22 protein-coding genes and 1 pseudogene are annotated in these 20,091 nt (G+C 44.0%); 12 read left to right on the top strand and 11 right to left on the bottom strand.

Translation table 11 applies throughout. The annotated features are described in order from the left end of the window. Positions 1 to 943 precede the first annotated feature (943 nt). The 7 genes from C7460_RS22925 to C7460_RS22895 all read left to right on the top strand — a co-directional run bounded on the left by C7460_RS22925 (position 944) and on the right by C7460_RS22895 (position 8,055). A complete protein-coding gene (locus C7460_RS22925) occupies positions 944 to 1,744 on the top strand; it encodes an IS256 family transposase (protein WP_115870480.1) in 801 nt (266 codons plus the stop codon). Positions 1,745 to 1,869: 125 nt separating this feature from the next. Continuing rightward, complete coding sequence (locus C7460_RS22920; RefSeq protein ID WP_115870479.1) at positions 1,870 to 3,795, top strand: BatA domain-containing protein; 1,926 nt, start codon at positions 1,870 to 1,872, stop codon at positions 3,793 to 3,795. Beyond that, entirely contained in the window at positions 3,792 to 5,045 is a 1,254-nt protein-coding gene (locus C7460_RS22915; protein WP_115870478.1) for a dihydroorotase, read from the top strand. The genes C7460_RS22920 and C7460_RS22915 overlap by 4 nt, the downstream gene beginning before the upstream one ends. A 6-nt stretch (positions 5,046 to 5,051) precedes the next feature. Next, on the top strand, positions 5,052 to 5,561 hold the full coding sequence (locus C7460_RS22910; RefSeq protein WP_115870477.1) for a DUF4199 domain-containing protein: 510 nt from the start codon (positions 5,052 to 5,054) through the stop codon (positions 5,559 to 5,561). Between the two features lie 11 nt (positions 5,562 to 5,572). Beyond that, positions 5,573 to 6,091 (top strand): DUF4199 domain-containing protein, encoded by a 519-nt coding sequence (locus C7460_RS22905; RefSeq protein ID WP_115870476.1) that lies wholly within the window; start codon positions 5,573 to 5,575, stop codon positions 6,089 to 6,091. A 4-nt stretch (positions 6,092 to 6,095) separates the two neighbouring features. After that, positions 6,096 to 7,067, top strand: coding sequence for a glycosyltransferase family 2 protein (locus C7460_RS22900; RefSeq protein ID WP_115870475.1), 972 nt, complete (start codon positions 6,096 to 6,098; stop codon positions 7,065 to 7,067). Continuing rightward, positions 7,060 to 8,055, top strand: coding sequence for a glycosyltransferase (locus C7460_RS22895; RefSeq protein WP_115870474.1), 996 nt, complete (start codon positions 7,060 to 7,062; stop codon positions 8,053 to 8,055). The genes C7460_RS22900 and C7460_RS22895 overlap by 8 nt, the downstream gene beginning before the upstream one ends. On the opposite strand, the gene C7460_RS22890 is transcribed toward C7460_RS22895, so the two are convergent. Then, positions 8,052 to 8,819, bottom strand: a complete 768-nt coding sequence (locus C7460_RS22890; protein ID WP_115870473.1) for a class I SAM-dependent methyltransferase — start codon at positions 8,817 to 8,819, stop codon at positions 8,052 to 8,054. The two genes, C7460_RS22895 and C7460_RS22890, sit on opposite strands and share 4 nt — an antisense overlap. 96 nt (positions 8,820 to 8,915) lie before the next feature. Here C7460_RS22890 and C7460_RS22885 point away from each other — a divergent pair, with 96 nt between their 5' ends. Next, positions 8,916 to 9,338 (top strand): hypothetical protein, encoded by a 423-nt coding sequence (locus tag C7460_RS22885; RefSeq protein WP_115870472.1) that lies wholly within the window; start codon positions 8,916 to 8,918, stop codon positions 9,336 to 9,338. Positions 9,339 to 9,347: 9 nt separating this feature from the next. Next, positions 9,348 to 9,935 (top strand): acyl-CoA thioesterase, encoded by a 588-nt coding sequence (locus tag C7460_RS22880; protein WP_115870471.1) that lies wholly within the window; start codon positions 9,348 to 9,350, stop codon positions 9,933 to 9,935. Here C7460_RS22880 and C7460_RS22875 read toward each other — a convergent pair. Genes C7460_RS22875 through C7460_RS22865 form a run of 3 tightly spaced genes read right to left on the bottom strand, consistent with a single transcriptional unit; the run spans position 9,932 to position 12,118 of the window. Then, positions 9,932 to 11,089: a J domain-containing protein gene (locus C7460_RS22875; RefSeq protein WP_115870470.1), complete on the bottom strand. Its 1,158-nt coding sequence runs from the start codon at positions 11,087 to 11,089 to the stop codon at positions 9,932 to 9,934. The genes C7460_RS22880 and C7460_RS22875 overlap by 4 nt on opposite strands. Positions 11,090 to 11,137: 48 nt before the next feature. Continuing rightward, positions 11,138 to 11,515: a fluoride efflux transporter CrcB gene (gene crcB / locus C7460_RS22870; protein WP_115870469.1), complete on the bottom strand. Its 378-nt coding sequence runs from the start codon at positions 11,513 to 11,515 to the stop codon at positions 11,138 to 11,140. Next, the gene (locus C7460_RS22865) at positions 11,516 to 12,118 is read right to left on the bottom strand and encodes an acyl carrier protein phosphodiesterase (protein ID WP_115870468.1); all 603 of its coding nucleotides are present in this window, start codon (positions 12,116 to 12,118) and stop codon (positions 11,516 to 11,518) included. A 117-nt stretch (positions 12,119 to 12,235) separates the two neighbouring features. Between C7460_RS22865 and C7460_RS22860 the strand changes: the two genes are divergently transcribed. Genes C7460_RS22860 through C7460_RS22850 form a run of 3 tightly spaced genes read left to right on the top strand, consistent with a single transcriptional unit; the run spans position 12,236 to position 14,946 of the window. Then, a complete protein-coding gene (locus C7460_RS22860) occupies positions 12,236 to 12,631 on the top strand; it encodes a tellurite resistance TerB family protein (protein ID WP_115870467.1) in 396 nt (131 codons plus the stop codon). A 1-nt stretch (position 12,632) separates the two neighbouring features. After that, positions 12,633 to 14,534 carry an IGHMBP2 family helicase gene (locus C7460_RS22855; RefSeq protein WP_115870466.1) on the top strand — a complete coding sequence of 634 codons (1,902 nt, stop codon included), beginning with the start codon at positions 12,633 to 12,635 and terminating at the stop codon, positions 14,532 to 14,534. A gap of 1 nt (position 14,535) precedes the next feature. Continuing rightward, entirely contained in the window at positions 14,536 to 14,946 is a 411-nt protein-coding gene (locus tag C7460_RS22850) for a YybH family protein (protein ID WP_115870465.1), read from the top strand. Here C7460_RS22850 and C7460_RS22845 read toward each other — a convergent pair. The 7 genes and pseudogenes from C7460_RS22845 to C7460_RS22815 all read right to left on the bottom strand — a co-directional run bounded on the left by C7460_RS22845 (position 14,934) and on the right by C7460_RS22815 (position 20,076). Further along, positions 14,934 to 15,583 (bottom strand): annotated as a pseudogene (locus C7460_RS22845) (Dph6-related ATP pyrophosphatase). The gene C7460_RS22850 and the pseudogene C7460_RS22845 sit on opposite strands and share 13 nt — an antisense overlap. A gap of 143 nt (positions 15,584 to 15,726) precedes the next feature. Next, on the bottom strand, positions 15,727 to 16,575 hold the full coding sequence (locus C7460_RS22840; protein ID WP_115870464.1) for a 5-oxoprolinase subunit C family protein: 849 nt from the start codon (positions 16,573 to 16,575) through the stop codon (positions 15,727 to 15,729). Next, a complete protein-coding gene (gene pxpB, locus C7460_RS22835) occupies positions 16,563 to 17,285 on the bottom strand; it encodes a 5-oxoprolinase subunit PxpB (protein WP_170148157.1) in 723 nt (240 codons plus the stop codon). The genes C7460_RS22840 and pxpB overlap by 13 nt, the downstream gene beginning before the upstream one ends. Further along, entirely contained in the window at positions 17,278 to 17,985 is a 708-nt protein-coding gene (gene pxpA / locus C7460_RS22830) for a 5-oxoprolinase subunit PxpA (RefSeq protein WP_115870462.1), read from the bottom strand. The genes pxpB and pxpA overlap by 8 nt, the downstream gene beginning before the upstream one ends. 1 nt (position 17,986) lies before the next feature. Further along, entirely contained in the window at positions 17,987 to 18,694 is a 708-nt protein-coding gene (locus tag C7460_RS22825; RefSeq protein WP_115870461.1) for a hypothetical protein, read from the bottom strand. A gap of 90 nt (positions 18,695 to 18,784) precedes the next feature. Next, a complete protein-coding gene (locus C7460_RS22820) occupies positions 18,785 to 19,609 on the bottom strand; it encodes a mechanosensitive ion channel family protein (RefSeq protein ID WP_245986535.1) in 825 nt (274 codons plus the stop codon). Between the two features lie 59 nt (positions 19,610 to 19,668). Continuing rightward, complete coding sequence (locus tag C7460_RS22815) at positions 19,669 to 20,076, bottom strand: hypothetical protein (protein WP_245986533.1); 408 nt, start codon at positions 20,074 to 20,076, stop codon at positions 19,669 to 19,671. Positions 20,077 to 20,091 lie beyond the last annotated feature (15 nt).

Genomic DNA, 20,091 nt, shown 5'->3' with positions numbered 1-20,091 from the left:
CTGATGGTACTGCAGTAAAATGTGGGAGAGTAAGTCGTTGCCAGTCTTTATCAAAGGGTAGTTCTTAATTGAGCTACCCTTTTTTTATGCGCTAGGGTTAAATCTTGAGGCGATATACGTACAACAAGTGAAGCATTATTTTACTAAATAGCTGGGTGGTTGCTAGGGGCCGTGCCAGCGCTGATGGTAGACTGGGCGTCCCCCTGCAGCAAAATGTGGGAGAGTAAGGTTATGTGGCCGGAGCTATATGCTACGGGCTTCGCGCCCCGATCCTTACGAGAATTTATCAAAAAAATTAATTGATCTACCCTTTTTTATACACTAGGGTTAAATCTTGTCGCGATACACACAAAACAAGTGAATGATTACTCTGGAATATAGCTCGCTGGTTGCTTGGGGCTGTGTCAGCACTAATGGTAGACTGGGCGTCTACCTGCATTAAAATTAGAGAGACTAAGACTAGTTATCCCAGGCTACGCGCCCCGATTGTTGCCAGTCTTTATCAAAGGGTAGTTCTTAATTGTGCTACCCTTTTTTATACATTAGGGTTAAATCTTGTGGCGATGCAAACGGAACAAGTGAAGCATTACTTTAGTAAATAGCTGGGGCTGCTGTGGACAGTGCCAGCGCTAATGGTAGAGTGGGCGTCCCCCTGCAGTAAAATGTGGGTAAGTAAGGTTATATGGCCCGAGCTATGTGCCCCGATCATTGCCAGTCTTTATCAAACAGATAAGAATTTTTATTTGACCTATCCTTTCATATGTTCTTGTACCTGGGCTCTGAGAGCTATAATATGTCTGGTTTTTACTTATTGATTGCTAGCTCCGGGCAATAGGCTAAACTAGCGATGATCATCCATACCGTCCCAAAAAGTGTGTCTAAAATAGAGTTTTGAAAAGAGGTTTCCCACAGGATAACTTCATAATTAATAACGACAAAAATTATGAAAGAAAATCAAGAGGAAACCCGATTAAAACTAAGCAAAAAGCAAGTACAAAGTGTAATCAATGCAGAATTAGAAAAAGAGCATGGTCTCAACGATTTATTTTCAATGATGATCAATGGACTAATGCTCAGTGAACGGAATCATTTTTTGGAAACAAAACAGGATCCTAACAACAAAGGAAATGGTTATCGCAAAGCAACTCGTAGTGGGATAGGTTCCAAACTGACCTTGTCGATTCCTCGTGACCGTTTGGGAGTCTTTAAGCCTGTGGTGTTAGGATTGTTAGATCAACAGGAAGACGCCATCAAGAATTTATGTTTTGAGCTATATGGTAAGGGGCTCACAACACGCCAGATCGAAGGCGTTGTTGAAGAGGTCTATGGTAAGTCTTACAGTAAAAGCAGTATTTCAAGAATCACCACTGACTTCAGTGCTTTAATTGATTCCTGGCTGAACCGAGACCTGGACAGCTATTACCCTATCGTATATATTGATGCAATTCACATAAAAGTGAGGAGGGATCGTGTAGCCACGGAAGCATTTTATGTGCTCTTAGGGCTGAAGGAAGATCTCACTAGAGAGGTGCTCGATATCGTCAATATCCCTCAAGAATCAGCCTCAGGATGGGAAGAAGTTCTTGAGAGGATAAAAGAGCGGGGAGTTGAAAAAGTAGGCTTGTTTGTCTTCGATGGACTAACAGGACTGGATACTGTCACAGCCAAAGTCTACAGCGAGAGCCTGCAGCAAAAGTGCATCATTCACTTTCAGAGAAGCTTAATAGATTGGAAGATTGTTTAAACATGAACTAAGATTTGAGTTGGATGATTGGATAAATCTGAACAACACGGAAAGGTAAAAGATCAAAGTGGACTTCAATCTTTATGCTGTAGATTTGGTGGATAGAAGAAAGAGGTGATTAGCTTATGTACTTCCTAAATCCATCAGCCTTTTGGGGGCTCTTTGTGTTACTCATACCAATTCTGGTGCACTTGTTTAGTCTAAGAAGGGTGAAGAAGGTTTACTTTTCAAATACACTGTTTTTACGTACTGTGGAGCAGCAACAAAAGGCTAAATCAAATATTAAGAAGTTTTTGATTTTGCTTTCCCGGTTATTGGCTCTTAGCTTCATTGTTTTGGCATTTGCTCAACCAACACTATTAGCTTCTAAGGAAGCAAAACAAACTTCTAAAGCACTGTATTTGGATAACTCTTTTAGTATGCAACAAAAGAGTGCTGTTGGAGAATCGCTAATGGGTTTAGCATTGACTGCAATCAATAATTCATTTTTGAGTCCACAGAAACAAGAATCTTCAATTTTTAATAACGAAGGGATTGTTCGAGGTTCTAGAAGAATGGACATAAACTATGCTTCATCGAATTTAAAAAATGGATTGTCAAAATTGAGAACTCATGAGGGTTTTAATTCAGTTAATGTCTACAGCGATTTTCAAGTTTCTGCTTTAGGTGAATTGGCCTCATTGGCGCTAGACACTTCTATAAATTATAAGTTTATAAAACTCGAAGTAAGAAATAATCCCAATCTGTATGTGGATAGTGTTTATTTAGCGAACCCTATTGGTGTTTTTAAGGAAAATGAATTGATTGTTTCTGTAGGTAATGGGGGGCTTGAAGATGTAAAAGAGCGTCTGATTAAAATTCTGAAAGATGGACAACAATTGGCATCTTATACACAGGATTTGGCTGCAGGTGGTGTAATGAATTTATCGGTAAATATTTCCTCTAATGAGGACGTGTTTGGTAGCTATGAAGTGGTGTTGGATGACGGGGCTGTTGTTTTTGACAATAGTTTTTATTTTGAGATTTTGCCATTGGGGAAAAATAGAGTTGTCGAACTAGGTAGTACGAAGACTTCCTATTTTCAACGTGTTTTTGCTAACGAGCAATTATTCGATTACCAGTGGTATGGTTTAGACAATGTTTCTTCTGAAGCCCTGAATAAGTCGGACCTGATTATTCTTAATGGGTTGAGTTCGATACCTGATTGGCTTATCAACCAGTTAGAAAATTTGAATAAAAAAGTGTTGTTGATTCCGGGGGAAACATCGAATCTTGAAGGTTACCAGCGGTTATTAGGGGTGAGACTAGAGCGATTGAACAATGAGGTGAAGAATTCTTTAAGTACAGAAACGCTCAAGTTACCATATTTTGAGGGTGTGTTTAATGCAGACAATGACCGTGTGAGCATGCCTAGCGTGAATGTACGGTATAAAATAAATGGTTTTTACGAGACGTTGCTAGAAACCAATGCAAACGAGGCATTCTTTGTTAAGTCAGGAAATAAACCGTATTATTTCTTTGCATCAGACCTGGTGGATTCAGTCACTAATTTTCATAAACATTCGTTGTTTGTACCTGTAATGTATAGACTCAGTCAGCGGAATAGTTCTACAGACTTGTACTATAGGTTTTCGACATCATTAATAAAAGTGCGTGCCGATAGCGTTTCTTCTAATGATTTGGTAGAGTTACACGGTCGTCAAGTTTATATTCCTTCTTATCGTTTTGTAGGTGAGGATCTGATATTAGAACTTCCAGAGACTTTAACTGACCCGGGAACCTATAAAGTAGTGGTAGGGACGGATACGATTTCTTCAATAGCGCTGAACCATCCAAAAGCAGAATCTTTACTTGAAGCTTATACGGCTGACGAACTGCGTGCAGGGTTGGCGGATAGAGGAAATGTAGAGGTAGAGTCGATCGATTCAAGCAAAATACTTAGTCAGGTGCAGTCAGAAGGTAATGATCGTACGGCCTTATGGAAATATGCATTAGTTTTGGCTTTAATTTTTGTGATACTAGAAACACTACTCCTACGATTTGCTAAATGAGTTTCGTACTAGCTAATGCCCAGATAATTGATATTCGGTCCGCCTTTAACGGGCAACAAGTTGATGTTTTGATAGAGGATGGAAGAATTGCTGAAATTGGCCTTCAACTGAAAGGGGATGATGTCTATGATTTGGAGGGGAAGCCATTATCTCCAGGTTTTTTTGATTTGTTTGCGCAATTTGGTGAGCCAGGCAACGAGCATAAAGAAGATATAGATTCAGGGATTCTTTCGGCACGTCATGCCGGGTTTACGGATGTGTGTCTAATACCTAATACAGATCCAGTAATAGAAACAAAAGGGGATGTGAAATTTCTGCTTTCCAGATCTGGTGAAGGGGTTAGCCTTCATGCACTGGCAGCAGCAAGTGAAGGGTGCAAGGGAGAAAATCTCACAGAGATCATAGACTTACATACAGCAGGGGCTGTTGCATTTACTGATGGGCTCAATCCTATTTGGAATGCAGAGCTATTGCTGAAGGTGTTGCAATACCTTCAAAAATTTGATGGCATGCTCATTACCCGCCCTAAGGATGTGCACCTGGCTCAGCATGCTCAAATGCATGAAGGACTGGTCAGTACTACATTGGGGATGAATGGAGAGCCTTCTGTGTCTGAAGAAATATCCATAAAACGTGATCTGGATATTTTACGCTACGCAGGAGGAAAGATTCACTTCACTCATTTGTCTACTGCTGGTGGTGTAGCTTTGATCCAAGCGGCTAAGGCTGAGGGGCTGGCGGTGACATGCGATGTAGCACTTGCACAGCTATTATATACAGATCAGGATTTGGTTGGCTATGATGCCAATTTCAAAGTGGACCCACCACTGAGAACGGAGGAAGATCGCCTGGTTTTGCTGGAGGGAATAAGAAGTGGAGTGATTGACGCCATAGTATCCTCACATCAGCCTCACGATCCTGAGTGCAAAGAGTTAGAGTTCGATCTGGCGAGTTTTGGTATGAATGCATACTCTTCTTTTGTTTCAGACCTGCTTGTGCTAACTAAAGATTTGAGTCTTGAGCTCATAATAGATAAACTCACACATGGCCCTAGATCAGTGCTAGGTTTGCCAGAGATTTCTATTACCGAGGGAAGTGAAGCGCGGTTTACACTACTAGATCCTGAAGTGAAATGGACCTTGAAAAGGGGTTCTAATCCTTCTAAATCACAGAATAGTCCACGCTTCAATCAGGAACTGAAGGGAAAAAGTCTTGGTGTGTATCAGTCCGGGCTGTATTTGAACAATTGATAGGTAATGATTAAGTCGGCATTAAAGTTTGCGTGGTTTTGTGGGGTGTTTTTAGCTGCGGTATTTCAAGTATCCATTTGGATGGATGGCAACCCTATTACAGATTTTCGTCACTTTTTAGTGAATTTGGTCATATTCGGCGTATTTATATTTGCCGCTATAAAAAACCAAAAAGACACCAATGGCAGCGTGTTACATTTTTGGCAGGGCATGACGGTGGGGTTTTGGGTATATACTGTTGGAACTGCATTGTTTTTGGTTTATGTACTGATATATTTTTCTGCGGAGCCATCTGCGATTTCTGCATATCAGGACTCAGCTAAGGCTCTTCTAGAGAAGGGAAAAGATGTTTACATCCAAAAAATAGGCGAAGAGGGCTACCAAAGTCAGCTCCAGCAGATAGCACAAACGACCAAATGGGATCTGATTTGGAGATCCGCTATGCAAAAAATTCTGACAGGATTCTTTGTTACCCCGGTGATATCCATAATTTTAAGGAAACAACCTAACTCTTAAATAAGAATAAAATGGAAGAAACAAATGTGTCCATGAAAAGTGTAGCCATTAAATACGGGGTAATTAATGGACTTATTGCTATTATTTTTTTCATCATCATAGATTTTGCCGGGCTTTACGACAATCAATACCTAAACTGGGTGGGAGTCTTAGTAACTGCAGCGCTTATCTTTTTTGCACAAAAGGAGTATCTGAGAGAAGGTGACGGCTACATGAATTATGGGCAAGGCGTGGGCTTGGGAACATTGCTCGCACTTGTAAGTTCTTGTATCTCTGCAGTATTCACCTTTATCTATGTGAAGTTTATCAATACGTCCTTTATTGAAAATATCAAAGAGGTGCAGCGAATGTCGATGGAAGAGCAGGGGATGTCTGACGACCAGATCGATCAGGCATTGAGTATCTCTGAGAAATTCATGACACCTGGTATGATGGTCGTGTTCGGTATCGTAGGTGGAGTGATTGCGGGCGTGATCATATCTCTGATCATTTCGGCTATAAACAAAAATTCAAGACCAGAATTTGAATAATTAAGTGTCAGAGCAAGCAGTAGATCTTTCGATAGTAGTACCGGTATATAATGAAGAGGAGTCCTTGCCAGAGCTGTTTGCATGGATCTGCCGAGTGGTAGATGAGCACCAGTTAGTTGCGGAGGTGTTGTTTATCGATGACGGTAGTCAGGATAGTTCCTGGCAGGTTATTAAGGGCCTTTATGCTAAAGATGGGAGAGCCGTAGGTATTAAGTTTAATCGAAACTATGGAAAATCCGCGGCACTACAGACCGGTTTTGAGCGCGCGAGAGGAGCTGTAGTGGTGACTATGGATGCTGACTTGCAAGATAGTCCGGATGAGCTACCAGAGCTTGTTCGTATGATTCGTGAGGAAGGCTTTCAATTGGTATCCGGCTGGAAAAAAAAGCGACACGACCCACTAGGGAAAACGATTCCTTCCAAATTTTTCAACAGAGTGACACGTTGGGTGTCCGGTATAAAACTACATGACTTTAACTGTGGGCTGAAAGCGTATGATCGTGAGGTAGTCAAAAACATAGAGGTGTATGGGGAAATGCATCGCTATATTCCATTGATAGCTAAGTGGAACGGGTTTTATAAGATTGGTGAGAAGGTCGTTCAGCACCGGGAACGAAAATACGGGACAACCAAGTTTGGGTTGGAACGCTTCATTCACGGGTTTCTCGATCTCATTTCGGTTAGCTTTGTGACGCGTTTCCGCAAAAAGCCGATGCACTTTTTTGGTACATTGGGTATATTATCATTCTTGTTTGGTATGATGGTGACGGTCTATGTAATAGGAGATAAGCTGTACCGTCAATACATGGATTTACCAGTGCGTGATGTAGTGGATCAGCCTTTATTTTTTCTTGCGCTGGTAGGCATCCTAATAGGATCACAAATGTTTTTAGCGGGATTTTTAGGTGAAATGATCATACAGGCTAATCCCAAAAAGGGTGATTACCTGATAAGTGAAACGCTGGGCGATGCCTAAATACTCAATTATTATCCCTGTATACAATCGCCCTGATGAGGTAGACGAATTATTGGAAAGCCTTACCCATCAGCGATTTACTGATTTTGAAGTGGTGCTAGTAGAGGACGGTTCCACGGTACGCTGTGACCACCTGCCCGGAAAATATTCAGATGTACTAAACATCCATTATTTTGAAAAAGCTAATGGGGGACAGGGCTTTGCGCGTAACTATGGCTATGAACGTGCTCAGGGCAAATACCTCATTGTTTTTGATTCCGATTGTCTTATCCCACCCCATTATTTAGAGGCTGTAGATGCTTTTTTGGAAACGACCCCTGTGGATGCATATGGTGGGCCAGATGCTGCTCACACCTCGTTTACATTTACCCAAAAAGCAATTAATCATGTGATGACTTCTTTTTTCACCACCGGAGGAATTCGTGGGCGCAAGTCTCATGTGGGTACTTATCATCCTCGCAGCTTTAATATGGGCATCAGCCGAGAGGTTTTTGAGAAGACAAAGGGCTATGTTATCCCTTTTATGGGTGAAGATATGGAGTTTAGTACACGCATTCTGAAGCTTGGTTTTAAGACCGCCCTTATTCCAGAGGCATACGTATACCACAAAAGAAGAACGAGTCTTCATAAATTTTACAAACAGCTCAAGTACTTTGGAAGAGCAAGAATTAACCTTTCCAGGTTTCATAAGGGCCAGGTAGGATTAATTCATTTGTTCCCAACCTTTTTTGTGTTGGGGATGGTCTTATCGCTGGTACTAAGTGCTCTTGGGCATCCTCTGGGCTACCTGGGCGTTTTGGGCTATGGGTTGTACCTTTTCTTGATTGGTGTAGAGGCCTTGTTTGTTACACGCTCTGTTCGTGTGGCATTACTGGCACCTGTCGTGGCTTTACTTCAGCTGACGGGATATGGGTATGGTTTGGTATATGAGTGGATCAGAAAACTAAGAGGCATCAATCCCAATACAAAATACATCGAGCTTTATTAGTGCTTTTCTACCCGGTAGATGATCTCTTCAGCCGGAAGCGCATATTTTTTCACGGTTTCTGCGGGTAATTCGAATACCAGTTTTTCTTCTACTACCTGGAACCCAGCCTGCTGTAGCCGATCTGCATAGTCTTGGCCATAGAGCCTCACATGATCATCCTGACCAAAAGCTTTTTCGCGTTCTTTTGGAGAGGTAATGGAAGCATCTTCAAAGGTTTGCTCGGGCAAGGGAGGGAAAAAAGGAACTTGTAGTATCGCCCATCCGCCTGGTTTGAGCACTCGATGCATCTCACGCATGGCCAGGAGGTCATCAGCTACATGTTCGAGTACATGATTGCAAAAAATCACATCGAAACTATTGGCATCAAAAGGGATTTTATGAATGTCCATTTTCACCTTTGCCAGAGGTGACTCTATGTCTCCGGTAATATAGTCCAGGTTCGGTAGGGCTTCGAAACGGTCAATGAAACATAGCTCAGGGGCAATGTGAAGCATTTTTCGTTCTTTGGTAAAGAAGTCAGTACGTTCATTTAAGTACAGCCAAATAAGTCGGTGACGCTCCAGTGCCAGGCATTTTGGGCAGAGGGCATTTTCTCGGGATTCCCTGCCATAGGGTAGAAATTTTCTAAACTCAGAATCACAGACGGTACACTGTACACCTTTACCTTTGTAAAACAGGGCCATCACCCGCAAGGCATGATGACTGACTAGCTGAAGGTATTTACGTGGTACATTTCTGAGTACAAAACTTACCAAATGTTTCATTAGAAAAAGTGTATGGTCTGTGATTAGCTGCCAAAGATATTGTAAGATCACTATCTTTATGAATATTAAGCAGGAGAAGGCTAATGATTTTGCCGTATGATGATGTTACGAGTTATTTTGGTAGTGACGCTAGTGAGTGCAGTGGTGAGTGCAGCCAGTAGTCAGGCTGCGCGTGATGTTTATAAAAGGGACTTTCCTACTGAAAATGTAACCATGGGCATGGAAGCCAATAAGAACGCCAATCGCCCGAAACGCAAGCGCTATGATTACTTGTATACTGAGTCATCTCGTGGGATTTTGTATGGTAATCCATGTGCGTTACAAGCTACTCGTAAGATGGGTTTTGAATATGTGGTGCAGCCGGCCGGTATACCTGGGAGCCCCGGAAGAAAGGAGCTTGAAAAAAATAATTTTTTTGTGAAATTAAAGCTGGTTTTTACCCGAGGACCGTGGTGGAAGCTGGTATTAAACAATCGTTTACGTAAATGTCGCCAGCAAAGCGGTGATTTTGTTGGTTAACCTTTTTCTATGGAAGCACTGCCTGTAAAATTTTCTCAAACTACCCTTACAGAACTCATGATCCCCAGCTATGCCAATTTTGGCGGTAAGATACATGGGGGGATTCTACTCTCATTAATGGATAAAGTGGCTTATGCTTGTGCTAGCAAGCATGCAGGCGCATATTGTGTGACGGTTTCGGTAGATGAAGTAGAGTTTTTACAGCCTGTGGAGGTTGGTGATTTGGTTCACCTCAAAGCTTCTGTCAATTATGTTGGCAATACTTCTCTGGTAGTAGGCATACAGGTCACTGCTGAGGATGTAAAGCAGCACACCATCAAGCATACCAACTCCAGCTATTTCACTATGGTGGCAAAAGGCGACGATGATAAGCCTGTAAAGGTGCCGCCACTATTGCTCGAAGATATGGTCCAAATTCGCAGGTTTATAGAGACCATCAAAAGAAAGCAGGTAAAGAAGGAAGCTCGAGAGGAGCTGATGAGTGCCAAGTCACAGTTTCTTCCTGCTGATGATTTTCCGCTATTGCGAGGGCAGCGTTGTGAAACTCGTTTGAGTGGAAGTAGTAGTGAATTTGATCAGCTGTTTGCTGACGATTAGTCACAGATCAGGCCCATAGCTTCAGAAGGGAAACCTCTGGACATTGCCTCCTTCCAAAAAGCACAGGCCAGGTTGTAATTTTTTAGGTTTTCGTGCCCTCTAGCCGCAATGGCATAGTTTGAAGCACTGTCTGGCCACACATTGATGTTCCAGCGAGTAGCTTTTATCGCTCTTTCAGGGTAGCCGGTTTCCAGATAGATATTGGCTAGCTCGGTATACAGGGTATAGTGGCTTTCAGGAAGCATGCGTCCACTCAGGATCAATGGGTAGGCGTCTCCATAAATAGCTTCGTATTTTTTTATGGCCAGGTCACTGGCTATTTCGTAGTATTTTTTGGCTTCCTCTTTATTTTTCAGGTCATAGTAATGGATTTGTGCCATGAGCAAGTAGTTTTCCATCTTGCGGTAGTTGGCAATGAGCATTTCTTTTATTTTTTTAATGGACTCATCATATTGGTCGGTGTGCCGGTATGATACGCAGAGGTGTTCTTTGACAGGCAGAGGGCTGCGCGGGGCATAGTTTTCTATGAGCTCATAGTATGGAATGGCGTCCGTATATAATCCTCTGTTGTAGCGGCTTTCGGCCTCAAAGATCAGGTTTTCAAAGATGTTCGTTTTATAGGCTTCCATATCTTCTTCACCTTCTCTAAAAGTGCCCAGGTTGTTAATTGATACGATGGCTTCTTGAATTTTTCCAAGGTTATAGTCACGCTGAGCTTGCTCAAACAGCGCTCTTCTTTCGCTCAAAAGCTCTTGAAGCTTGGCAGCATCTATTGTGTTTTTGATCCATATTCCTGTCATCACTACAGTGGCTACTATGAAGGTAAAGGCAAATGCATACCCTGTGGCTACCCAGTTTTCACGCCAATTGATGGGAGGTGGACTGTACGTTTTGCGGGGTTGGGGTGCAGGTTGATAGGTGTAGGTTGGAGCTTTAGGTTCCCCGTATTTTAACTGAAGGTCATAGCGCGCTTTTTCGAACGGATTTGAGAGCACCTGGTAGGCTTCATTCACTTCTTTAAACCGCTCCTCCATAGTGGTATCCCCGGCATGCTTGTCTGGGTGATATTTTACGGCCATTTGTTTAAACGCCGCTTTGATTTCAGACTGGTTGGCATTTTCGGCGATACCTAATATGGCGTAGTAATTGATCATAGCGCCGCTTTACCATCATAAACGACCAATAAGGGCCTTATTGTTTCTTTAGCCTGCAATTTTCTGCGCGATCCACCACCCAATCATACAGCAGAAGAGTCCTCCAGTGATGCTTAGCCCCAAATAAGTGAAGTAAGGAATCGTATGTCCAGCCCTTAATAGTTTGAGGCCCTCCGCAGAGAAAGTGGAGAAGGTGGTAAAGCCACCACAGAAGCCTGTGATAAGGATTAGCTGAAGGGTATTAGATGACTGTTTTGTAAGGATAGCGGCCAAAAAGCCAATCAACAGGCTGCCTATGAGGTTTACCGCGAAAGTACCCAATGGAAAGGTTCCTGCAGCGCCTAAAGGTGGTAGCCACTTACTAATCAGGTAGCGCCCTGCACTTCCGGCAAAGCCGCCAATGCCCACGTAGATGATTTCTTTCATTTAAAGGGTGTCCGGTGAGGTGTTTTCATTTAAAAAGCGATGTGCACACAGCTTAAGGTCTGGAAAGAACGTCATGAACTCATGCTCATAGGCCTCATAATCTTCTTTGAGGTCTGCGAGAGCCAGCTCCATGTGCGAGTCAAAAGTAGTGCGTCTGGACATACCATTCAACACCTGCTGGATTCCCCGTAGGTGCTGGTAATGATATAGCCAGTTGTCTCGCTTCATATACGCCAGCATCTGTCGGGCCTTGTCAGGTATGATGTGAGCATAATCGCTCGTTAGATCAAAGAAGCGCTCCGTAAACTGAAGGAGAGGCTCGTGATGAAAGTCGTTCCATTTTGCGGCCAAAAAGTGGTCATAAAATATATCAACGATAACCGGAGCGTAGTGTCGATAATTGGGCCTGAGGCGTTCTTTGCTTTGCATCACCACCGGGTGACTATCGGTATATTCATCTATGGTGCGGTGCAGCAATACGCCCGTTTGAATTTTTGGGTCGAAACGCTCAAAAGCTTTGCCCTTCACAAAGTCACCGATAAAATTGCCTATAGTGATATCTGGGTCTGATCCTGAAAGGTATAAATGAGCGAGATAATTCATGAGCTAGTGAGGGGTACAAACAAATTTTTTGTTCGTCACTGGTTTTTGGCTTAAGTTTAAAAATTATTTTCAGAGTAGCCATAAAAGCCAAACATTATCGCATCAGGTTCTACAAATATGACTCGTACACATCTCAATCTCCTGGTACAGCTTGCCAAGGTAGATGGTGTAATTGTTCAAGATGAAATTGACTTGATCAAACAAATCGGAGAGGCTAATGGTATGTCCTCTGACGAAATCAGCAGGTGCTTTGAGGACCCTACACTCATCGAAGACCTGTCCAGGCTCACAGATGATGAGCGCTATGAATACATTTATAATATCGTTCGTTTGATGAAAATAGATGGGCGTTTATACAAAGAAGAAATTCGCTTCTGTGCCAAACTAGCCAGTAAGCTAGGCTATCGCGAAGAAGCGCTGGTGGAGCTGATGATGAAAATCTACAGTGACCCGGACATATCTACTGACAAGGCTGCTCTGAAGTCTACCATTCAGCAGTATTTGAAAAAATAACATGAATCATTCTGAGCATTTCCTACACCTTTTGCAGCTACTGCGCAAGGAGCGGGAAGAAGATCGAAAGCAATACGAAAGTAAAATTCGCAATCGATCATTGGAAGATCGGAAAAAGGAAGGTGTGACGTGGTATCCTGTGACTCCTGGCCGGTCATATTTGGGTACAGGAGAAAAGTGGGTGGTACAGATAGAACGCACCATAGATGTCGACAAGCGTCATTTTTTTCAGGTAGGAGCATCGGTAAGCCTCTTTTTAAACGATCCTAAGAAAAAGCTGAGTGCCTCAGGGATAGTGAGCAAAGTAAACGAGCGCTATATGACAATGGTGCTCAACCGTGAGGATCCACCAGACTGGATGGATGAAGGCAGGCTTGGAGTGGATTTGCTGTTTGATGAAAGCACTTATGATGAAATGGAAAAAGCCATGCGACGAATGGCTGAAGTACGAGAAGGGAGACTCAAAGAGCTAGCAACGATTTTACTGGGCAAGCAAGCTCCATCATTTGGCAAAGGGTACGACTATGATCATCCGGCTCTAAATAAAAGTCAGAACAGGGCGCTTTCGCTTATACGGTCTGCCAAAGATCTCGCACTGGTGCATGGGCCTCCAGGTACAGGCAAGACCACTACACTGGTAGAAGCCATCAAGGATACCGTATCTGAAGAAAAACAGGTGATGGTAGCCGCAGCAAGCAATGCTGCCGTAGACTTGCTGGCAGAAAAACTAACACAGCAAGGAATCAGAGTGCTGCGTATGGGGCACCCTGCGCGAGTCACAGAGGAGGTGGTGAGTACCACGCTGGATGCCAGGTTGGCAGAGCATGCTGATGCTAAAATGCTGAAGGACTTGCGCCGCAAGGCTGAGGAGTATCGTTCGCTCGGTAGAAAGTACAAGCGCAATTTTGGCCGAGCAGAACGCGAACAGCGAAAAATGCTGCTGGATGAAGCTCGCAATTTGCGTGATGATGTGCGTATGCTTGAGGATCATATGATCCAGGATGAGCTAAACAAGGCCGAGGTAATTGCTTGTACACTGGTGGGTGCCAACCATAATTACATCTTCAAAAGGTCTTATAAGACTTTGTTTATAGACGAGGCTTCTCAGGCACTAGAGCCAGCTTCGTGGATACCTGTGATGAAAGCACACCGAGTAGTGATGGCGGGGGATCACTGGCAGCTACCACCCACGGTAAAATCCCGAGAGGCTGCCCAGGAGGGGTTGGCTCAAACGCTCTTTGAGCGAGCCATAATGACTTATGATGCGGATGTCATGCTGGATACGCAGTATCGGATGCATGATGCCATTATGCATTTTTCAAACAAGAAATTTTATAAAGGAAAACTGAAGAGTGCAGCTCTCATTGCTCAACGCCGGGCAATGTATGACAGGCAGGTAGAATTTGTGGATACTGCGGGATGTGGGTTTGATGAAAAGCTAAATCCCGAAACGCTCTCTACCTACAATGAAGAAGAAGCTCATTTTGTCCTTCAGCGCCTGGAACAGACGCTCCAGGGCCTGGCTGACGAGGACCGTCAGCGTGTGACAATAGGCGTGATCGCTCCTTACAAGGCCCAGTCTGAGCTTTTGCGGAAGTATTTGGCAGAGAAAGGGTGGGAGGATCAGTTGCTAAAAAGAATCTCTATCAATTCAGTTGATGCGTTTCAGGGACAGGAGCGAGACATTATGATGATTTCGCTTACCCGAAGTAATCCTAACGGTGAAATCGGATTTTTAGCTGATGAGCGGCGAATGAATGTGGCTATGACTCGCGCCAGACATTTGCTCGTAATGATAGGAGACTCTGCAACCCTGAGCACTAATGTATTTTTTGATGAGATGATTCAGGATTTTCAGGCACGCCAGGCGTATAGTAGTGCTTTTGAATATTTATATTCCTGATATGAAAAATCTATGGTATTGCTTATTGTTCATGGTGGCAGTGCCTGCAATGGCGCAGGAGCAAGAGATTCGGAAAATTCTGAAAGAGCAAGAAGATTGCTGGAATTCTGGAGATATTACCTGCTTTATGCAGGGATATTGGAAGTCAGATTCTTTGGTTTTTGTAGGGCAAAGTGGAGTCACCTATGGGTGGGAAGCAACCTTGCAAAACTATCAGAAAAACTACCCTGGCCAAGAGGAGATGGGTACCCTTACTTTTGATATTTTGGAGGTCCGCTTGTTGTCAAAACAAAGTTGGTTGATGATCGGAAAGTGGTCACTGTGGCGAAAAGAGCCTGTTTTCGGTCATTTTTCGGTGGTTTTTCAACAAAAGGAAGGTCGATGGGTGATTGTAGCGGATCATTCGTCATGAGGTAGTAGGTCACAAAACCAAAAACCTACCTGACCTTCAGTAGTAGGAGCTGGGTATTCCCTGTAGCTTTTCTCACCTATAGTAAACTTAATGGGCTCATGGAAAATTGGGCCATCGAAACAAAAGGTGTGAAATTCACCATTTTCACCACAAGGATCTACGTCTTTTGGTAAGTCTGCTATGAGCTGTGGCGTGAGTTCGGCGCCTACAAATGACTCATCAAAGTACTGATTGCTGGCGCTCACTACTACTGCTCTAAACCCCATATTGAAAAATTGATGCATTAGGGCCTGAGTGTCTTTTCCCATAAAGGAAAATGAGGGGTGATCTGGAAAGGCGCTAGCTGTTGCTGACGATAATCCTTGAGGTCTTCGAGGAAAATATCTCCAAAAATGGTATCAGTAAACCCTCTGCTTTTCAGGTTGTCAAGTTTACCATTCCACACGTGTTCGTAGCTCTCCATAGAAGCGTTTTCGGGAAGCAGTACTTTTTCTAGTGGCAGTCCTATTTTCTGTGCTTGAAGCTCCAGTAGCTCTATACGCAGGCCATGCATCGTAACACGCTCAAAGTGACTGTTTACAGTAGTAAGTAGTACTTCAGGGTATAATGGAGTGGTAGTAAGATGGTGCAGTGCCATTGCTGAATCTTTTCCGCTGCTCCAATTGAAATAGGTCTTTGGCATGGGCCAAAACTAAAGGGGAAACCCTGACTAATTTCTATCGATTTGAAAATATTGTCTCCACGTCGAGGTTGGTTTGTGGTTGTCGGTGCGGGTTTGGTTCAGTTCTGAAGGGTGATTTTCACCTGCTGATTGCTGGTTTTCTGAGCCAGCTGGTTTTGACATTCCTCGCAGAGTTGCAGCACCCTGGGGTACCCTCCAGTCACCTGAGCGTCTCTAGCCAATACCAGTAGGCTGCCGGAGGGCGTGAGCTGCACCGTGCCTGGCGTGACAGGGGCGGTAGTTATGCTGAGGTGGTTCGCAGACAGTTCGGCATTGAGCTGGTAGCCCATCCTGTTGTGCGAACTGATGGTCCAGACTGCTTTCAGAAGCTGATTGCGCATAGAAGTGGTCAGCATGTCAAACTCTGGGCCTGGTGTGGCTAGCAGTTCTGCGGTAGTAAAAAAAGATTCAGGTGAACTGACCGAGGCATGGTGTGCTTCAGTAGACCTGGTGTCGTCAAACTCAATTATATCTCCGGCCTGGAGCATGTTTTTTGAGGTGATAGGAGCGAACATAGACCTGCTGTTCATGATGACGTCCGCTCGAAAGCCTCCACGTACAGCCAGGTAAGTACGGACTCCGTATCTGGGTGCGCCAAACCGTAGTTTTTGGCCTGATTTTATCAAAAAAGCGGAGTTGAGCGAGATCGGTTGGTCATCCAGGCAGGCAGACAGGTCTGCTCCGGATATAGCTGCCACCGTAGCCCCGATCACTTGTATGGTGGGGCCTGATTGTGTGATTTCCAGTACCGCACTGTCGGTAGGGTTGTTTACCAGCATATTGGCCAATCGACCATGGTAAGTGTCCATCATACCCGAAAGCGGTACGCCATAGCGCCGGTATCCATACCTCCCTGCGTCTTGAATGGAGGTAAATAATCCTGGTTTTTGGATGATTAGCTGTCCCATTGGAAAGTGTCTATTGGATTTAGTACATCGTTTTTCTCACGAGCCAGTTTGCGATGTGTTTCTACAGAAATAGCCTGAAAGCGTACGCGATCACCGGGTCGAATACGACAAGGAGGTTTCCCTTGAGGATTGAAAAAGGATATGGGGCAATTGCCAATAACATGCCATCCGCCAGGTGATTCCATGGGGTATATTCCTGTTTGGCTTCCGCCGATCGCTACTGCGCCTGAGGCTATAGCCCGGTCCGGGGTGGCTTTGCGGGGATGATGCAAAGTGTCAGGCAGGCCGCCCAAATACAGGAATCCGGGTAAAAAACCTATAAAGTGCACCAGATATGTGGGTTCACTATGCTTTTGGATGAGGGTTTCGGGCGTTAGGTTTTTGGCTTTAGCCAGAGGCTCCAAATCTGAAGCAAAAGTGGAGTCATAACAAACGGGAAGTTGCCATTCGGAAAAGGTCATGGGGCGTTTGGGTGCTGCAAGGCAGGATGTGATGGCCTTGGCCAATGCATTCGCTGCAATGCGCTGCGGGTTGTAATGCACGGCTATACTGGTATAGGCGGGGTAGGTTTCCAATACAACATCCGAAAGGTTCTCGTGGATCGCATTTTCAGTATGGACGATCTCATACAGCAAGTTTTGGTCCACACTGCTATTCCATTGTATCAGTAGCGTATCAGCGTTTAGCGAATGAAAAGACAGTTTATCCATATTTGGTCTGGTGTAGATGCTTTGCGATAGCCACACAGGCTGGATTGTCTCCATGTACACAAAATGTTTCTCCAGTCATTGGGATTTCTTCGCCTGTATTCGCTGTTACTGTGCGCGTCAAGGCGATTTGCTCTATTTGCTGAAGGGCATCCTGTGCAGAGCTGATCACGGCACCGGCCATCGACCGTGCCAGTAGATTGCCAGAGGCATCATAGCGCCGATCTGCGAAAGCTTCAATCATGACAGCACGGTTTGTAGCTTTTGCTAAAGCAATACCATGACCCACCGGCGGGAGTAAAAGTACGCTTGTACTATACACTTTGGTGCTGTTTAGGAAGAGTCTGGCAATATCCAAATCATTGGAGATATCATGGTACAGCGCTCCGTGCGCTTTGATATGGTGAAGGGATGTGTTTTCCTCCTGGCATACTTTGGCGATTTGTTGCAATTGTTCGTTTAAGGAGGCTTCCAGCTCACTTTTCGAAATGTCAAGAGACTTACGTCCAAAGTTTTCAGGATCAGGGTAGGAGGGGTGAGCTCCTATCTTTACACCATGTTTCACAGCCAGACGGATAGTAGACCGAATGCTGTTTTCATCACCTATATGTCCTCCACAGGCTATGCTACATAGGTCCAAATGCGGCATTAAAGCTATGTCATTACCAGTGCCTTCGCCCACATCGCTGTTGATCAGCCACATCTTATCTGCTCGTTTTCAGGTTGTCTATTAGGCCTTTTAAAGCTTTGTTGACGTCTTGATCAGCATAGGATTCCAGTGCCTGGATCATATAGGCAGGTATTTTCTCACCAGAGGCTTGACGCTTTTGAATGTCCACCAGTAAGGTAGCCAGGTCATAAAGTGAATCATTTGATTTTGCTGGATCCAACGGGGTAGGCTGTCTGTCTGTGCAGGAGTTGTTGAAGTCTTTCACCAGTTGGACCACCTCGGAGCGTTTGTAAGCTTTATTTGCTACTTTCTGCGCAAAACCGGGGCATTCGGTTTCTAAAAACTTACTCATATTGGACCTAAAGGCTATGTTGGGAACTTCCATGCCATCTCCATTGGCTTTGAGGAGGTATTGGGCACCAAAGTGAAAACTGTCGTCGTACCTGTATTCAAAAAGAGTGAGGTAGCCTTTTGTGAGCCTTTTCATGAGGCGGTATTTGTCTCCAAACCGTACGCCTTTGTAGTAATCATCATCTTTTTTGACTTCCAGCAGTTGGTTGGCAGCAAAGGTATATTCCTGCTCCTCTGTAGTGAGGGTGATGCGTTCGGTCGTGTTTTCGGGCATTAATAGCGTGACTTTGCCATAGAGTGTATCAGTAGAGGCCAGTACGGCGTAATCTCCCTGCGCCAGGGTAGTGAATGCTGTCAAAATCAGTAGAAAGGCTATAGCAATTTGTTTCATAGGATGAAGTTAAAACATTTGTAACTCGACCAAAAAAATAAAGGTGAGCCAAATGACTCACCTTCGCAAATTGTGTGTTTGTAGTAAGGGTCAATCTTCTTTTTCCTTGTGAAGGTGCACGTCCATTTGAGGAAACGGAATATTGAGGCCTTCTTTTGCAAACTCCTTATAGACCTTTTCATTCATGTCAAAGTGGACAGGCCACAAGTCTGCAGCTGTACTCCAGGCGCGTATTACAAGGTTTACAGAGCTGTCACCAAGAGATTCTACAGCAATAAAAGGCTCAGGATCATCCAGGATACGCTCATCTTCATCGATCAGCCTTTTGAGAACGGTTTTGGCTTGATCCACATCATCACCGTATCCGATTCCGAATGTCCAGGCGTTCCGACGAATTTCTTCTTGTGATAGATTAGTCATGTCAGAGTTTGCCAGGTCTCCATTAGGGATGTAGACTGTTTTTTTGTCAAAAGTGCTCACTATGGTGTAAAACACATGTATTTCTTTGATGGTGCCCAGGTAGCCTTTTACATCTACTACATCGCCTACTTTGAATGGGCGTAAAATTAGCAGTACCACACCACCTGCAAAGTTTTGTAGGGTTCCCTGCAGGGCGAGTCCTACTGCCAACCCTGCAGCACCTAATACAGCAATGAAACTGGTGACTTCTATACCTACCATACCTACTACCGAGATAAGCAGCATGATTTTCAATGCTACACTCAGAATGGTGGTAAGGAAAGGAACCAATGAAGGGTCCATTTCCCGCTTGGTCATTACTTTTCTCAGGTTTTTGGTGATGATGCCTATGATCCACAGACCAACGATCAGCGTAATAATCGCCAGTACTACTTTAGGGCCATAGGTCCATACATACTCCATTGCCTGAGCAGATAGATCTTTTGCTTTATTCATTTGTTCTTCCATGCTTTTATAATCTTCTCAATGGAAAAATTGTTACAAAAAGATTTCAATCAATCTACGGGGTAGGGGATAAATACGAAGTTGGTAAATTCTCTATCTACGATAAATAAGCAGCAAAATTCATCAGCATCCTTGTAGGCCTGTTTGAAGGCTTCTTTCTCGGCTACCAGCTCACGTTGCTCAAACTCTTCCAGGAATGAGGCGTAGTAGTTCCACTCGTTGGTCATTTTACCTTTTTCGTAAAGTAGCTGCCCGATAGGAATATCTTCTTTGGAAATCGGAAAAATAGGGTACTCCGAAAAATTGCGTTTTCTGATCTGATAGGCAGCTTCTTTTAGCTGCTCAGCCACTTTTACAAAGTCTGCAGAAATTTTTCCCAGGTATTTGGGGTCTAAAGTAGGGTCGTTTTGCATGATTACTTTGGCGTTAGATGAATAACCTGTGATTGAAAGAAACATGACGAAACCCATGTT

The organism is Marinoscillum furvescens DSM 4134, from assembly GCF_003386095.1.
Lineage (GTDB): Bacteria > Bacteroidota > Bacteroidia > Cytophagales > Cyclobacteriaceae > Marinoscillum > Marinoscillum furvescens.
The sequence above is the reverse complement of the archived record's forward strand: the minus strand, read 5'-3'. Positions and strand labels throughout refer to the sequence as shown.

What these genes read in the sequence shown, in the direction of transcription:
- C7460_RS22925 (WP_115870480.1), top strand. Translation starts at nt 944, where the DNA reads ATGAAAGAAAATCAAGAGGAAACCCGATTAAAACTAAGCAAAAAGCAA.
- C7460_RS22920 (WP_115870479.1), top strand. Translation starts at nt 1,870, where the DNA reads ATGTACTTCCTAAATCCATCAGCCTTTTGGGGGCTCTTTGTGTTACTC.
- C7460_RS22915 (WP_115870478.1), top strand. Translation starts at nt 3,792, where the DNA reads ATGAGTTTCGTACTAGCTAATGCCCAGATAATTGATATTCGGTCCGCC.
- C7460_RS22910 (WP_115870477.1), top strand. Translation starts at nt 5,052, where the DNA reads ATGATTAAGTCGGCATTAAAGTTTGCGTGGTTTTGTGGGGTGTTTTTA.
- C7460_RS22905 (WP_115870476.1), top strand. Translation starts at nt 5,573, where the DNA reads ATGGAAGAAACAAATGTGTCCATGAAAAGTGTAGCCATTAAATACGGG.
- C7460_RS22895 (WP_115870474.1), top strand. Translation starts at nt 7,060, where the DNA reads ATGCCTAAATACTCAATTATTATCCCTGTATACAATCGCCCTGATGAG.
- C7460_RS22890 (WP_115870473.1), bottom strand. Translation starts at nt 8,819, where the DNA reads ATGAAACATTTGGTAAGTTTTGTACTCAGAAATGTACCACGTAAATAC.
- C7460_RS22885 (WP_115870472.1), top strand. Translation starts at nt 8,916, where the DNA reads ATGATGATGTTACGAGTTATTTTGGTAGTGACGCTAGTGAGTGCAGTG.
- C7460_RS22880 (WP_115870471.1), top strand. Translation starts at nt 9,348, where the DNA reads ATGGAAGCACTGCCTGTAAAATTTTCTCAAACTACCCTTACAGAACTC.
- C7460_RS22875 (WP_115870470.1), bottom strand. Translation starts at nt 11,089, where the DNA reads ATGATCAATTACTACGCCATATTAGGTATCGCCGAAAATGCCAACCAG.
- crcB (WP_115870469.1), bottom strand. Translation starts at nt 11,515, where the DNA reads ATGAAAGAAATCATCTACGTGGGCATTGGCGGCTTTGCCGGAAGTGCA.
- C7460_RS22865 (WP_115870468.1), bottom strand. Translation starts at nt 12,118, where the DNA reads ATGAATTATCTCGCTCATTTATACCTTTCAGGATCAGACCCAGATATC.
- C7460_RS22860 (WP_115870467.1), top strand. Translation starts at nt 12,236, where the DNA reads ATGACTCGTACACATCTCAATCTCCTGGTACAGCTTGCCAAGGTAGAT.
- C7460_RS22855 (WP_115870466.1), top strand. Translation starts at nt 12,633, where the DNA reads ATGAATCATTCTGAGCATTTCCTACACCTTTTGCAGCTACTGCGCAAG.
- C7460_RS22850 (WP_115870465.1), top strand. Translation starts at nt 14,536, where the DNA reads ATGAAAAATCTATGGTATTGCTTATTGTTCATGGTGGCAGTGCCTGCA.
- C7460_RS22840 (WP_115870464.1), bottom strand. Translation starts at nt 16,575, where the DNA reads ATGGGACAGCTAATCATCCAAAAACCAGGATTATTTACCTCCATTCAA.
- pxpB (WP_170148157.1), bottom strand. Translation starts at nt 17,285, where the DNA reads ATGGATAAACTGTCTTTTCATTCGCTAAACGCTGATACGCTACTGATA.
- pxpA (WP_115870462.1), bottom strand. Translation starts at nt 17,985, where the DNA reads ATGTGGCTGATCAACAGCGATGTGGGCGAAGGCACTGGTAATGACATA.
- C7460_RS22825 (WP_115870461.1), bottom strand. Translation starts at nt 18,694, where the DNA reads ATGAAACAAATTGCTATAGCCTTTCTACTGATTTTGACAGCATTCACT.
- C7460_RS22820 (WP_245986535.1), bottom strand. Translation starts at nt 19,609, where the DNA reads ATGAATAAAGCAAAAGATCTATCTGCTCAGGCAATGGAGTATGTATGG.
- C7460_RS22815 (WP_245986533.1), bottom strand. Translation starts at nt 20,076, where the DNA reads ATGTTTCTTTCAATCACAGGTTATTCATCTAACGCCAAAGTAATCATG.